The 13,755-nt window shown below is 57.7% G+C and carries 11 protein-coding genes and 1 riboswitch; of the genes, 10 read left to right on the plus strand and 1 reads right to left on the minus strand.

Features of this window, described 5'->3' with window-relative positions:
- Positions 1–43: 43 nt before the first annotated feature.
- The 10 genes from ftsZ to HEQ18_RS01335 all read left to right on the plus strand — a co-directional run bounded on the left by ftsZ (position 44) and on the right by HEQ18_RS01335 (position 12,368).
- Positions 44–1,552, plus strand: a complete 1,509-nt coding sequence (gene ftsZ, locus HEQ18_RS01290; RefSeq protein WP_432815207.1) for a cell division protein FtsZ — start codon at positions 44–46, stop codon at positions 1,550–1,552.
- A 127-nt stretch (positions 1,553–1,679) separates the two neighbouring features.
- The gene (locus tag HEQ18_RS01295; RefSeq protein ID WP_432815208.1) at positions 1,680–3,461 is read left to right on the plus strand and encodes a hypothetical protein; all 1,782 of its coding nucleotides are present in this window, start codon (positions 1,680–1,682) and stop codon (positions 3,459–3,461) included.
- 39 nt (positions 3,462–3,500) lie between these two features.
- Positions 3,501–4,652 (plus strand): deoxyguanosinetriphosphate triphosphohydrolase, encoded by a 1,152-nt coding sequence (locus tag HEQ18_RS01300; RefSeq protein ID WP_432815209.1) that lies wholly within the window; start codon positions 3,501–3,503, stop codon positions 4,650–4,652.
- A complete protein-coding gene (locus HEQ18_RS01305; protein WP_432815210.1) occupies positions 4,649–5,305 on the plus strand; it encodes an NAD-dependent epimerase/dehydratase family protein in 657 nt (218 codons plus the stop codon). Before HEQ18_RS01300 ends, HEQ18_RS01305 begins: the two co-directional genes overlap by 4 nt.
- Positions 5,306–5,339: 34 nt before the next feature.
- Positions 5,340–5,428: riboswitch (glycine riboswitch) on the plus strand.
- Between the two features lie 182 nt (positions 5,429–5,610).
- The gene (gene gcvT, locus HEQ18_RS01310) at positions 5,611–6,759 is read left to right on the plus strand and encodes a glycine cleavage system aminomethyltransferase GcvT (protein ID WP_432815211.1); all 1,149 of its coding nucleotides are present in this window, start codon (positions 5,611–5,613) and stop codon (positions 6,757–6,759) included.
- On the plus strand, positions 6,756–7,127 hold the full coding sequence (gcvH, locus tag HEQ18_RS01315; protein WP_397604462.1) for a glycine cleavage system protein GcvH: 372 nt from the start codon (positions 6,756–6,758) through the stop codon (positions 7,125–7,127). The genes gcvT and gcvH overlap by 4 nt, the downstream gene beginning before the upstream one ends.
- Before the next feature lie 36 nt (positions 7,128–7,163).
- Positions 7,164–8,522: an aminomethyl-transferring glycine dehydrogenase subunit GcvPA gene (gene gcvPA, locus HEQ18_RS01320; RefSeq protein ID WP_432815212.1), complete on the plus strand. Its 1,359-nt coding sequence runs from the start codon at positions 7,164–7,166 to the stop codon at positions 8,520–8,522.
- Positions 8,519–10,087 (plus strand): aminomethyl-transferring glycine dehydrogenase subunit GcvPB, encoded by a 1,569-nt coding sequence (gcvPB, locus tag HEQ18_RS01325; protein WP_432815213.1) that lies wholly within the window; start codon positions 8,519–8,521, stop codon positions 10,085–10,087. The genes gcvPA and gcvPB overlap by 4 nt, the downstream gene beginning before the upstream one ends.
- Positions 10,084–10,713: a DUF938 domain-containing protein gene (locus HEQ18_RS01330; protein WP_432815214.1), complete on the plus strand. Its 630-nt coding sequence runs from the start codon at positions 10,084–10,086 to the stop codon at positions 10,711–10,713. The genes gcvPB and HEQ18_RS01330 overlap by 4 nt, the downstream gene beginning before the upstream one ends.
- Positions 10,714–10,808: 95 nt before the next feature.
- A complete protein-coding gene (locus HEQ18_RS01335) occupies positions 10,809–12,368 on the plus strand; it encodes a fatty acid--CoA ligase (protein ID WP_432815215.1) in 1,560 nt (519 codons plus the stop codon).
- An 18-nt stretch (positions 12,369–12,386) separates the two neighbouring features.
- Here the strand turns inward: HEQ18_RS01335 and HEQ18_RS01340 are convergent, their stop codons facing one another.
- On the minus strand, positions 12,387–13,688 hold the full coding sequence (locus tag HEQ18_RS01340) for a UDP-glucose dehydrogenase family protein (RefSeq protein ID WP_432815216.1): 1,302 nt from the start codon (positions 13,686–13,688) through the stop codon (positions 12,387–12,389).
- Between the last annotated feature and the right edge of the window lie 67 nt (positions 13,689–13,755).

Raw genomic sequence — 13,755 nt, forward strand, 5'->3', positions numbered from 1 at the left:
ACGTAAATTTCGAACAAGCCAAAGAGGCTAAGGGGATAAAATTATGAGCATCAATATCGGACCACCTATGGTTGACGAATTGAAGCCGAAAATTGCCGTGATTGGCGTTGGCGGTGCTGGCGGAAATGCGGTTGCCAATATGATAAAGGCGAAGGTTGAAGGCGTCGATTTCCTTGTCGCCAATACCGATGCGCAGGCACTGAACGCCTCGCCTGCGGACTATCGTATTCAGCTTGGACCCGAGATTACGCAAGGTCTTGGTGCTGGTTCGCGCCCAGAGGTTGGTCGCGCGGCTGCAGAAGAAACAATTGAGCAAGTGAAGTCCGCTTTGGCTGGTTGCCACATGTGCTTCATCGCGGCTGGCATGGGCGGTGGAACCGGAACGGGTGCTGCTCCCGTCATTGCGCAGGCTGCGCGCGAAATGAACATATTGACCGTTGGCGTTGTTACAAAGCCGTTCCTTTTTGAAGGATCGCGCCGCATGCGCTCGGCGGACTCGGGCATTGCCGAACTGCAACAGCATGTTGACACTCTGATCGTTATTCCGAACCAGAACCTGTTTTTGGTCGCCAACCCGAACACGACGTTCAAAGAGGCATTTTTGTTGGCCGACGAAGTGCTGCAACAGGGCGTTCGCGGTATCACTGACCTGATGGTTATGCCTGGCCTCATCAACCTCGATTTTGCCGATGTCCGTTCTGTCATGCACGAAATGGGCAAGGCGATGATGGGCACTGGCGAAGCCGAAGGCGATGGTCGTGCGCTTGAAGCTGCGGAGAGGGCGATTGCCAACCCGCTGCTCGACGGAGTGTCGATGCAAGGCGCAAAGGGCGTTATCGTCTCGATTACGGGCGGCGAAGACATGCGCCTGATGGAAGTTGACGAAGCTGCGAACCATATTCGTGAGCTCGTTGACCCCGATGCAAACATCATCTGGGGTTCGGCGTTCAATGAAAATCTGAACGGCAAAATCCGCGTTTCTGTTGTTGCAACCGGTATCGACAATGAAGGCCTGAGCGCATCACCCGCAACGCAATCGCGCACGCCATTTTCGTTTAGCCGTCCGGCACCGGAGCCAATTGCGGTGGCCCCTGCGCCAATACCGCCTTTATTTGGAACCACCAATTCCGCGCCAGTCGAAGAGCCAAACGCGGTTGCGGAACCAGAAACCGGTGCGGAAGACGACAGCTTGGTCCTTGGCAGCGATTTCGAAGCCCCAGAAGATGATGAAGACACCACTGCAGAGGGCGAAGAACAGTCGCCCGGATCGAGCAGCTTTTCCTCTAATTCTTGGGCAGGTGCAGATGCGCTTGAACTGAACACTCCGGTAGACGCAAATGAGAACGCAAATGCACCGTCGCCTGCACCTGTCGATGTAACACAGGCGCCTGAGCGGGCGGCACCCCGCATTCCAACAGGGGGGACGTTGTTTGAACGCATGTCGAACCTGTCACGCGGTCTTTCCCGGTCCGACGATGCAGATGACAAGGGCGATGATGGCGCAAGCAGCACCGGCGTTCCGCGTTTCCTTGATAGGCAGAACAACTCCTAAGGGTCAGCGACCTAATCTGCGTCAGCGTCGCCGTGTCACTTCGTCCGGTTTAGGCAACCATTTGTCGGAGCATTGCGTAATCCTGCTTTGCGTCCGGCAATCGGCGTTCAAATAAGGGCGAATGAATGTGACAATGTTACGTGATGCAGGGATACTCTGTGCGCTCGCTTTATCATCGGGCGCGTTTGCGCAAGCCGTTGATGAAAGCGCGCTTGAGGCATTTGACCAGGCAACCCCTGCTGCACCAATAAGTTCGGAGCCTGCTGGTGCAGCCGAGTTGCGTGCGGCCATGCGCCGGATATCTTTTAATCCCTCCGATGCTGACGCCATGGCCGATGCTGGCAACGCGTCGCTTGCCTTGGGGGACGCCAACGCCGCTTTGAACTTCTTCACGCGTGCCAATGCGCTTCGCCCGGGGAACAGCCGTATCGTGTCAGGTCTGGCGACGGCGACCGTGCGCACTGAAAATCCGTTTGAAGCACTGCGGTTGTTTGATCAGGCGGTCCGCCTTGGCGCGAATGAGCGTTCGATTGCGCTGGATCGTGCATTGGCGTTTGACCTATTGGGTAATTTTGGCCGCGCGCAGCAGGATTATAAATTGGCGCGGACAGCGTCCACCTCGGATGACCTCATTATCCGCCAAGCGGTTTCCTTGTCTCTGGCGGGGCAAAAAGAAGCCGCCGACGCGATGCTGGTGCCGCTGCTGCAACGCAACAGTTCCACTGCATGGCGTGCCCGGGCGTTCATGCTTGCTGCCCGTGGGGAGCTGCGTGAATCGACTAAAGTCGCGCAAGGTTTCATGGATGCAAGTTCGGCGATGCGTATGGAGCGTTTTTTCCGGCTGATGCCCTCCCTGACGGCTGCGCAGAAGGCGGCGGCAATACATTTGGGTCATTTCCCGACGAGCCAAGCGGTCGGGCGTGACAGTGAACAAGTCCGCCGAATTGCATCGACGTTACCGCAGACGCCCGTCGTGTCCGGCAATAATCGCCTTATTCCCTCGGGCGCTGCGCTTGGACCAAAATCTACGCCAGCGCGCGACGACAAAAACCCCCCGAAGCCTGATCGTAAACGCGACCGAAAGGCGCAGGAGCGGGCGGAAATTCAGGCGGTAGTCGCCAATATTCCCGAAGCACAGAAGCTGCCTAAGACGGACACGTCCCGCCTTGGCACTGCCACCGCGCGGGCCAAGACCGAGGAAGCGAAAACCTCCCGGATTGCCAGCGTCGGCAATAATGCGCTGCCGGTGCCCGAAACGGCGCGCCCATTGGTCAGCGCAGCATTGCCAAGGCCGGCAAGCACGCTGACACCTGCGCCGACAGCGACGGCTGCTGTGCCCGCTGCTATTGCGTCAGTTCCAACCCAAAGCGGCGGGTCGATAAAGGAGGCACTCCCTATATCGCAAGCCCCTGCGATTACCGCGCCAGCGTCTGAACCCGCGCCTGCGGTGCCGGTTGCGTCATCCAGCTTTAATCTGGGCGCAATTGTGGGGGCCATTGATATTCCGGAAAGCGAACAACAGCCTTCGCAAGTTCCAGTCGATTTGAAAAAATTGAAACCACGGGTACCCAAGGCGACGGCAGAGCCAGCAAAGGTTGATCCCAAGGTTTTGGCGAAAGCCAAAGCCCAAAAGGATCATCCCGCGCGCTACTGGGTGCAGATTGCGGCAGGAAACGCCAATGCTCTTGGCTTTGATTATCGCAAACTCAACAAAACATATGCGGCATTGCTCAAATCCCGGAGCCCATACACGTCCGAATGGGGCAGGACGGACCGGCTGTTGGTTGGTCCGTTTCCCAACCTGAAAGCCGCAAAGAAATGGGAAGGCGACTATAAAAAGGCGGGTGGTGACGCCTTTATGTGGAAAAGCGAGATTGGCGAAGTCGTTAATCCGTTGAAAACAAAATAGTGGCTTCCGGTTGGGGACACTTGGCGGCATAAGCGCGGCATGTCGCATCTTGCCCCTTATGCTTCCTGTCCTGATCATAGCCGAGGTCGGCTACATGCCGAACCGTCAAGCGATGTGCGCGGACCACGTGATATTTTCCAGCGCGACCGCGACCGTATCATTCACTCCATCGCGTTCCGTCGCCTGCGCCACAAGACGCAGGTTTTTATTTCCCCCGATGGCGACCATTTTCGGGTCCGTCTGACACATAGTCTTGAGGTAGCTCAAATTGGTCGGACGATCGCCCGCGCGCTGGGCTTGAATGAAGATCTGACCGAGGCCTTGTGTCTGGCCCACGATATTGGCCATCCGCCCTTCGGTCATGCGGGTGAGGATGCGTTGGAAGAAGCGATGAAGCCTTTTGGCGGGTTCGACCATAATGCGCAGACGCTGCGTACGCTGACGCTGCTTGAATCGCCTTATCCGTCATGGCCTGGATTAAACTTAAGCTGGGAACTGCTGGAAGGGCTGGCCAAACATAATGGTCCGGTTGCCAACCCCGGTTGGGCCTTGGCCGAAGTGAATCATGGCTTTGACCTAAATCTGACCGATTGGCCTTCGTTGGAGGCGCAGGTTGCGGCGATCAGCGACGATATCGCGTATGACAATCACGATATCGATGACGGCATCAGGGCAGGGCTGCTTGACATGGACCAATTGCTTGAACTGCCGTTCGTGGCGGACCGTTGGGAGGCTATCTTGGCCCGCTACCCCGATGTCCGCCCGCGCCGCTTGATTGGCGAGCTGACTCGTGAGCAGATTGGCGTGATGGTCAATGATGTGATTGAATCCACGCGCGCGCGCATAGACGAACTCGGGATCAGAACTGCCGATGATGTGCGCAAGGCTGGCGTCATGATTGGTGGGTTTTCCTCTGAAATGGCAGCGCGTGAGCGGCGGCTTAAAAAATTCATGTATCAAAAGCTCTATTATCACCCCACGCAGACTGCGGCGGCGGTGGAGGCATCGAAGATCGTGCGCGAACTGTTTGGGGTCTATCGAAACGATGTTCGGCTGCTGCCACCCGAATGGCGCGAGAATCTGCCGGAGCAAGACCCGGCGCGCAGCCGCCATATCGGCGACTTTCTGGCCGGGATGACAGATCGTTACGCCACCGACCGGCACCGCGAACTTTGCGGGAACGCGGCGTGAAATCGAAAATCGTCATTGCCGGTGGCTCGGGCTTGGTTGGAAAACAGTTGGCGGTTTTACTGGCCCGCAACGGCGTTGAGGTCCATTTGGTGTCGCGTCAACCTACCGCGCAAGCAACCCCCAATGTGCATGAACATGTTGCCCCAAGCGATGACTGGCCAGCGATTGTGACGCGAATCAAACCTGCCGTCGCCATTTCATGCTTGGGAACTACGATACGCACCGCAGGGTCGCGTGCGGCTTTCCGGGCCGTCGATCATGATCTGGTGCTTGCCTTTGCAGCGGCCAGCCATGAATCCGGAACACAGCGTTTCATAACTGTCTCGTCGGTAGGCGCGATGCCAGCGAGCAGCAATTTCTACCTTCGAACTAAGGCCGAGATGGAGCAGGGGCTTCGCAACATTGGCTTTCAACGGCTTGATATCATGCGCCCGAGCCTGCTGACGGGTGGCAAGCGCGACGCGCACCGTCCGGGCGAGTCATTAGGGATTTTATTGTCGCCATTTGCCGACAGGCTGATGATTGGGCCGATGCGGAAATATGCCTCCACGCCATCGCATATATTGGCACAGGCCATCGCGGCGTTGGCAGATAGGCCCGACGAAGGTGTTTTTATCCACGAAAATGATTCCATCCGCGCGCTCGCGGGTTGACTCTGCAATAGGCTAACGCCAATGGAGAAAAGTCGCTGACGAGGCGGGAGAGCGTCCCTTAAAGGGACCGCCGAAGGAGCAACCGCCCCGGAATCTCTCAGGCAAAAGGACCGCTTCGGCTTTTGCGACACTCTGGAAAGCGCTTATCTTGGCCGTTGGCTGAGATACGCCACCGAAGGTGTAACCTGCCATATACGCCATGCATGGCGCATATCGCGGATAAAGCTCTCAGGTACCCGTGACAGAGGGGGCAGCAGACTTGGCGCTATCCAGCGCCGGTTGCTGCATCTTTTGAACGGACTGATATGCGCGAAGAAGACGAATTAGAACTCGAACCCATCGAAATATTGGAACTGCCGCTCGACGCTTGGCATCGTGACAAAGGCGCCCGCATGGTCGAATTTGCGGGCTACCACATGCCCATCCAATATGAAGGCATCATGGCCGAACATATATGGACGCGCGAAAATGCCGGGCTGTTCGATGTTAGCCATATGGGTCAGTTGCTGCTGACCGGCGATGGTGCCGCCGAAGCGCTTGAAGCGCTGGTCCCCGGCGACATTTCCGCCCTGAAAGAAGGCAAGATGCGCTATTCGCTCTTGCTGGCCGAAGACGGCGGCGTGCTGGACGACATGATGATTACGGCGGCTCCCATGGGGCTGTATGTCGTCGTCAATGGCGCAGTGAAGTGGGATGATATGGGCTATCTGCGCGAATATCTGCCCGACGAAATCACCATCAACAATATGGAAGATCGCGCATTGTTGGCGCTGCAAGGGCCCAAGGCGGTCGATGCGTTGAAACGTGTCGTGCCGGGCGTGGACGCGCTATATTTCATGGAGGCGGGTTCATTCTTCTGGGGTCCCAAAACCGATCCTGAGCCGCTTTGGATCAGCCGTTCGGGCTATACCGGGGAGGATGGCTTTGAAATCGCCGTGCCCGCAACGCACGCAAAGGCATTGGCAGACCAATTATGTGCGCAACCAGAGGTTAAGCCAATTGGCCTTGGCGCACGTGATTCGCTCCGGCTTGAGGCGGGCTTGCCGCTCTATGGTCATGACATGAACCCTGAACTGGAGCCCGTCGAAGCCAACGCCGCCTTTGCCATTTCCAAACGCCGCCGGGCGGAAGGTGGCTTTGCGGGGTCTGATCGTATCCTAAAAGCGCTTGCCAATGGCCCGGCACGCAGACTGGTCGGCCTTTCGGTCGAAGGCAAAATGCCCGTCCGCGAAGGCGCACCGATTTTTGTAGGCGAAGCGCAAGTGGGCGTCATTACTTCCGGCGGCTTTGGCCCAAGCGTCGGCGCACCGATTGCCATGGGCTATGTTGATGCGGCCCATAACGCCGTCGGCACCATGCTTGCAGCCGAAGTGCGCGGCAAGCGCGTGTCCATTACCGTCGCAAATCTACCCTTCATCCCACATCATTATCATCGCAAAGGAGCAAACACATGACCCGTTATTTCACCGAAGATCATGAGTGGATCGAAGTTGACGGCGACAGCGCAACAGTCGGCATCACGCAATATGCGCAAAGCCAATTGGGCGACATCGTGTTTGCCGAAGTTCCTGCGGTAGGTGCAACGCTTAAAAAAGGCGGCGATGCAGCCGTCGTGGAATCGGTGAAGGCCGCATCCGACGTTTACGCGCCCGTCAGCGGCACGGTCATTGAAGGCAATGACGCCTTGGAAGGCGATCCCGCTTTGGTAAACAGCGACCCGGAAGGCGAAGGCTGGTTCTTCAAGCTGACCTTAAGCGACAGCAGCGAGCTCGATAGCCTCATGGACGCCGCCGCATATCAGGCATTTGTCGACGGGCTTTAAGATAATCCGCTCGCGACGCGGGCTATGGAGATTGAAATGCGCTATTTACCGCTAACCCCATCCGACCGGCAGGCGATGCTTGCCGTCATCGGGGCAAAATCGATTGATGATCTATTCTGTGATGTGCCTGCCGAGGCGCGACTGGATGGGCCAATCCGTGGCCTGCCCAATCACGCCAGTGAAATGGCGGTGGAGCGGCATTTTTCCGAACTTGCGCGTCAAAATATGACCGCGTCGCATCATCCATTCTTCTTGGGCGCGGGCGCATATAAGCATCATGTGCCCGCGAGCGTTGACCATATCATCCAGCGCGGCGAGTTCCTGACGGCGTACACGCCCTATCAGCCCGAAATCGCGCAGGGCACGTTGCAGATGCTGTTCGAATTCCAGACGCAGGTTGCGCGTCTGTTTGGTTGCGATGTCGCCAATGCGTCGATGTATGACGGCTCGACCGCCTGTTGGGAAGCCATTGGCATGGCTGGCCGCATTACCAAGCGGACAAAGGCACTGCTGTCATCAGGGCTGCATCCGCATTATGTCAGCGTGGCCAAGACCATGGCGCAATATACAGGCGATACGTTGGACACAAGATTGCCGGAACTGTCCGCACAGACCGACAGCGCGCGTTTGCTCGCCGCTATCGACGGCGAGACAAGCTGCGTCGTGGTGCAATATCCCGACATATTGGGGCGGATCGAAGACCTGTCTGCCATCGCCGCCAAGGCGCATGCGCATGGGGCGTTGTTGATTGCCGTCGTGACGGAACCCGTTGCCTTGGGCGCGATCAAAGCACCTGGAGACATGGGCGCGGACATCGTGGTGGGTGAGGGGCAGTCGCTTGGCGTCGGCCTGCAATTTGGTGGGCCTTATGTTGGACTATTTGCGTGCAAGGAAAAATTCGTCCGCCAAATGCCCGGTCGTTTATGCGGGGAGACTGTGGACGCGCAAGGAAAGCGGGGCTTCGTTCTGACGCTGTCCACGCGTGAGCAGCATATTCGCCGTGAAAAGGCGACGTCAAATATCTGTACCAATTCAGGTCTTTGCGCCTTGGCCTTCAGTGTGCATCTCACCTTGCTCGGCGAAAAGGGGCTGCGCGGATTAGCGCAGTTGAACCATGCACTTGCGGTGCAAGCGGCGGATCGGTTTACCCAAATTCCGGGCGTCGAATTGGTCAATGATAGCTTCTTCAACGAATTCACGTTGAAGCTACCGAAAGAAGCGCGGCCCGTTGTGCGCGCGCTCGCCGACCGAAAAATACTTGGCGGCGTGTCGCTTGGGCGTCTTTACCCCAATGCAGACGCGCTTTCGAACGGCCTGCTTGTGGCCGTTACGGAGACTGCCACCAGCGCGGATATCGAAGCATTCGCCGTCGCTTTGCAGGAGATTTTGGCATGAACAGCATCAACCAGAGCGGATGGAAGCCCGAAATGGGCAATGCCGACGACACTGCCCTTGCAACCTACACCGGCAACAAGGCACTAATGCTGGAAGAGGCGTTGATTTTCGAGATTGGCACCGCCGGAACAACCGGCGTTGATCTCGCCGATTCACCGCAGGTCGCGTCGCGCTTAGGTAATCTGGAACGGCATCGCGACATTGGCCTTCCCGGCCTGTCGGAGCCTGAGACGGTACGCCATTATACGCGCCTTAGCCGCCAGAATTACGCGATTGACCTCGGTTTCTTCCCGCTCGGTAGCTGCACGATGAAGCACAACCCGCGCCTGAATGAAAAGGTCGCGCGCATGGCTGGCTTTGCCGATGTCCATCCGCTGCAGCCGGTCGAGACCGTCCAAGGTGCGCTTGGCGTTATTCACGAACTGGCACATTGGTTGGTTACGTTGACCGGCATGAAGGCCGTGGCGATGTCGCCCAAGGCAGGGGCGCATGGTGAATTGTGCGGCATCCTTGCCATTCGCGCGGCGCTGACCGCGCGCGGTGACGCCCGTTCGGTTATCCTCTGTCCCGAAAGCGCGCATGGCACCAATCCGGCGACGGCGGCCTTTGCAGGTTATGCGGTGGAGAATATTCCCGCGACATCGGAGGGCCGCGTCGATCTGGCCGCGTTGAAGGCGCGGCTTGGTCCCGATGTTGCGGGTGTTATGATCACCAACCCCAACACCTGTGGCCTGTTCGAGCGGGATATGCGCGAAATTTCGGACGCTGTGCATGCGGCGGGTGGCTATGTGTATTGCGACGGCGCGAACTTCAACGCAATTGTTGGTCGTGTGCGCCCCGGCGATTTGGGCGTTGATGCCATGCACATCAACCTACACAAGACATTTTCGACCCCACATGGTGGTGGTGGGCCGGGTTCCGGGCCAGTTGTCCTGTCCGAAGCATTGGCCCCTTATGCGCCGCTGCCTTTCGTCGATAAAAATGGTGATCATTATCGGCTGGTCGAAGAGGAAACGGCTGGCGAGCACCTCGGGTCCAGCTTCGGCCGCATGGTGGCCTTTCACGGCCAGATGGGCATGTTTACGCGGGCTTTGTCCTACATCATGTCGCATGGCGCAGATGGCTTGCGCCAAGTGGCAGAAGATGCCGTGCTGAACGCCAACTATATCTTGCGCAGCTTGGAGGACGTTCTTGAAGCACCCTTCGCCCATAGCGGCCCTTGCATGCATGAGGCATTGTTCAGCGATAATGGGTTGGCCGAAGGCTTCTCCACGCTCGACATCGCCAAGGGTCTGATTGACGAAGGCTATCACCCGATGACGGTGTATTTCCCGCTCGTGGTGCATGGCGCGATGTTGGTGGAACCGACCGAGACCGAGAGCAAGGCCACGCTGGACCAGTTCATTGGCGCGCTGGGTCGCGTTGCGGAGCGGGCCAAGGCGGGCGACCCGTCGTTAAAGTCCGCGCCGCATTATGCGCCGCGTCGCCGTCTGGATGAAACGCAAGCCGCGCGTAAGCCCGTGTTGGTCTGGCGCGAGCCCGAACAGGCGGTTGCGGCGGAGTGAGTGGACCGCAGCCGTTTGTTTTTGAAGTTGGCGCGAAGGTAAAACGCCACGCGCCGGCGACGGAGCGCAACCGTGATGTGATTGCGCAAACTTTGGCGTGTGTGCTTCCGACAGAAGGCCTCGTTCTTGAAGTGGCGAGCGGCACCGGCGAACATGTCGTGCATTTTGCAAAAATGTTCCCCGCACTGACATGGCAGCCAAGCGACCCGGACCCAATCGCCCTTGCATCGATCAACGCGTGGCGTGCGGATTCCAAAGTTCCGAACGTGCGGCCCGCGATGTTGCTCGATGCGTCGGCAGATTGGCCGATAGCGCAAGCGGACGCGGTCGTCTGCATCAACATGACGCATATTAGCCCATGGGCCGCCACCGTTGGTCTATTGCGCAACGCCGCGCGCCTTTTGCCGCAGTCTGCCGTGCTTTTCATCTACGGACCCTACAACCAACGCGACGTCCCGCTGGCCGACAGCAATGCCGCCTTTGATGCTGCGCTGCGGCAACAAAATGCCTTATGGGGCCTGCGCTTTGTCGAGGACATTGCAGCAGAAGCGAATGTATCAGGGCTCCACTTGGACTCAGTCATCGATATGCCCGCGAACAATCTATCGTTGATTTTCCGCGCTTAGTCGTCGGCAAATCACAATATTGACAGGCCGCTATAATCTCTCGACACATTGCATCAGGCCTCTGCGAAAAATGGCCATTGCTAGGAGAGAATGATATGGCCGTTGCCAGCTACGACATATTGAGCTTTGATGGTTTTTTAACGCACTGGGCGGCGGAACGGCAGGAATGGGTGGCGCTTTCGCAGGAGGACCGCCATTTCACATATGGCCAGTTGGAGGAGCGCACCGCGAAGATCGTCGCGATGCTCCTTGGGTTAGGGCTGAAAAAGGGCGACCGGATTGCCTGGATAGGCAAAAACAGTGATTTATACTTTGCGCTTTTTTACGGCGCTGCGCGGATTGGTGTGGTGATGGTGCCCGTCGGATGGCGTCTTGCGCCTGCGGAATGGGCCTATATCGCCAACGATACTGGCGCACGGCTGCTCTTTGCGGGGCAGGGGTTTGAGGCGGGTGTGCACGCTCTGGCCCGCGAGATAGCTGGTGTCGATCGGGTTATAGCCGAAGAAGAAGCGCGCGATATGATTGACGCGACGGCGCGCACCGCGTTTGAGCCTGCTGGCCCTGACGACGCCGTGCTGCAACTCTACACCTCCGGCACGACGGGTAATCCCAAAGGCGCGGTGCTTTCCAACCGGAACCTGTTCGCGCTGCGTAAAAACGCAGCCGAAGAGGCGCATGCCTATAGCAAATGGGAAGATGATGAGGTCGTCCTCATCGCCATGCCTTGCGCGCATATTGGCGGAACCGGACTTGGCATCATGGCCATGGCATCAGGCCTGCCCGCGCTCGTGCAGGCGGAGTTCTCGCCAGATTCCGTCTTTGATGCTATCGAAAAGGGCGGGGCAACGCGGCTTTTCATCGTCCCTGCGGCTTTGCAGATGATGGTCAACCACCCGCGTTGCCGCAACGTAGATTATAGCCGCCTTAAATATATCCTCTACGGCGCAGCGCCCATTCCGCTTGAACTGCTGCGCCAGTGCATGGATGTGTTCAGCGCAGAATTTATTCAGGTTTATGGTATGACGGAAACGACAGGCACGATCTGCATGTTGCCGCCCGAGGACCATGACCCCAATGGCAATACACGCATGCGTTCGGCCGGTAAGCCGCTTCCCGGCGTCGAATTGCGCGTGGTGGATGGGGCAGGGAACGATGTTGCGGTTGGCGAAGTGGGTGAGATTTGGACGCGGTCGTCCAACAATATGATTGGCTATTGGAACTTACCCGACGCCACGAAAGGCACCGTTGCCGACGGAGGCTGGATTAAAACCGGTGATGCGGGATATCTGGATGAGGACGGATATATGTATATCCACGACCGCGTGAAAGACATGATCATCACGGGCGGTGAAAATGTCTATCCCGCTGAAGTCGAAAGCGCGATTTACGGACATCCCGATATATTGGAGGTCGCGGTGATTGGCGTGCCTGACGCCAAATGGGGGGAAGCGGTGAAGGCGGTATGCGTTCCCAAACCTGGCGCACACATTGATCCCGAAAGCGTCATTGGCTGGGCGCGCGAACGCATCGCAGGCTTTAAGGTGCCACGTTCCGTTGACATAATTGCGGCTTTGCCGCGCAATGCGTCGGGCAAAATCCTGCGCAAGGACCTACGCGCGCCATATTGGGCTGGTTTTGAGCGGCAGGTAAACTGAAGCCGCTGAGAATTAAAATTAGCGCCCCACGCTGACATAGTTAAACCCAGCGGCGGCTGTGTCCTCGGGGCGGTAGATGTTGCGCAAATCCACAAGGACATCGCCCGCCATGGCTGCGTGTAGTTTTTTGAGGTCAAGCGCGCGATAGGCATCCCACTCGGTAACCAACGCCACGGCGTGTGCGCCTTGTGCGGCATCATAAGCGCTGTCGGCCATGATGACGTCGGGCAGGATCTTCGCGGCTTCTTCCATACCCTCTGGATCGTGGGCGTGAACGATTGCACCAGCGTCTAGCAAGGTCTGGACAATCGCAATCGACGGTGCATCGCGCATATCGTCCGTGTTGGGCTTAAACGTCAGGCCAAGCAGGCCAATCTTCAGGCCGCGCACATCACCACCCAGCGCCGTGATGATCTTGCGGCCCATAGCGCGCTTTCTAAGGTCATTTGCCTGCACCACAGCCTCAACCACCCGAACGGGTGTTTCATGGTCCTGCGCGGTCTTGAGGAGCGCGAGAGTGTCCTTTGGAAAGCAACTGCCGCCATAGCCTGGGCCGGCATGCAGAAACTTCGACCCGATGCGGTTATCGAGGCCAATGCCGCGCGACACGTCTTGCACGTTCGCACCCAGTTTTTCGCAGAGATCGGCCATTTCATTTATGAAGGTGATCTTCGTCGCCAAAAATGCGTTGGCGGCATATTTGATGAGTTCCGACGAACGGCGGCTGGTGAATAACAAGGGCGATTCGTTGAGGAAGAGCGGGCGGTACACAGCGCGCATGACATCGCGGGCCCATTCGACATCGCTGCCGACGACAATGCGGTCTGGGCGCTTAAAATCGCCAATGGCGGCGCCCTCACGCAAGAATTCGGGGTTGGATACCACCGCAAAGTCCAGATCGGGGCTTGTTTCGCGGATGATCCGCTCGACTTCGTCGCCGGTGCCGACTGGAACGGTCGATTTCGTAACAACGACGGTGTGCGGATCGATCGCGCGCGCCAATTCCTCGGCAGCGGCGTAGACATAGCTCAAGTCCGCATGGCCATCACCACGACGCGAAGGCGTGCCCACGGCGATGAAAACCGCATCGCACTCTTTGACTGCTTCGGTGACATCCGTTGAAAAGCTTAACCGGCCTGCATCGACATTGGTTTTGACAAGCGCGTCAAGGCCAGGCTCGTAAATCGGCATGATATTGGCGTGCAAACGGGCGATTTTGGACTCGTCCTTGTCCACGCAGACAACTTCATGCCCGAAATCGGCAAAGCATGCGCCAGATACAAGGCCGACATAGCCCGAACCGATCATAGCAATTTTCATTAACTGTCCTTCTTAAGGGCGGTATCCAAATGTGTGCGCCTTATGATGTTATCCGCGCAGGAACAAG

Origin of the sequence: Sphingorhabdus sp. (assembly GCF_050921905.1) — a bacterium.
Classification (GTDB): Bacteria; Pseudomonadota; Alphaproteobacteria; order Sphingomonadales; family Sphingomonadaceae; genus Sphingorhabdus_B.

Excerpts from the sequence above, each read along its gene's own strand:
- ftsZ (WP_432815207.1), top strand. The coding sequence starts at position 44 with ATGAGCATCAATATCGGACCACCTATGGTTGACGAATTGAAGCCGAAA.
- HEQ18_RS01335 (WP_432815215.1), top strand. The coding sequence starts at position 10,809 with ATGGCCGTTGCCAGCTACGACATATTGAGCTTTGATGGTTTTTTAACG.
- gcvPB (WP_432815213.1), top strand. The coding sequence starts at position 8,519 with ATGAACAGCATCAACCAGAGCGGATGGAAGCCCGAAATGGGCAATGCC.
- gcvPA (WP_432815212.1), top strand. The coding sequence starts at position 7,164 with ATGCGCTATTTACCGCTAACCCCATCCGACCGGCAGGCGATGCTTGCC.
- HEQ18_RS01340 (WP_432815216.1), bottom strand. The coding sequence starts at position 13,688 with ATGAAAATTGCTATGATCGGTTCGGGCTATGTCGGCCTTGTATCTGGC.
- HEQ18_RS01300 (WP_432815209.1), top strand. The coding sequence starts at position 3,501 with ATGTCGCATCTTGCCCCTTATGCTTCCTGTCCTGATCATAGCCGAGGT.
- gcvH (WP_397604462.1), top strand. The coding sequence starts at position 6,756 with ATGACCCGTTATTTCACCGAAGATCATGAGTGGATCGAAGTTGACGGC.
- gcvT (WP_432815211.1), top strand. The coding sequence starts at position 5,611 with ATGCGCGAAGAAGACGAATTAGAACTCGAACCCATCGAAATATTGGAA.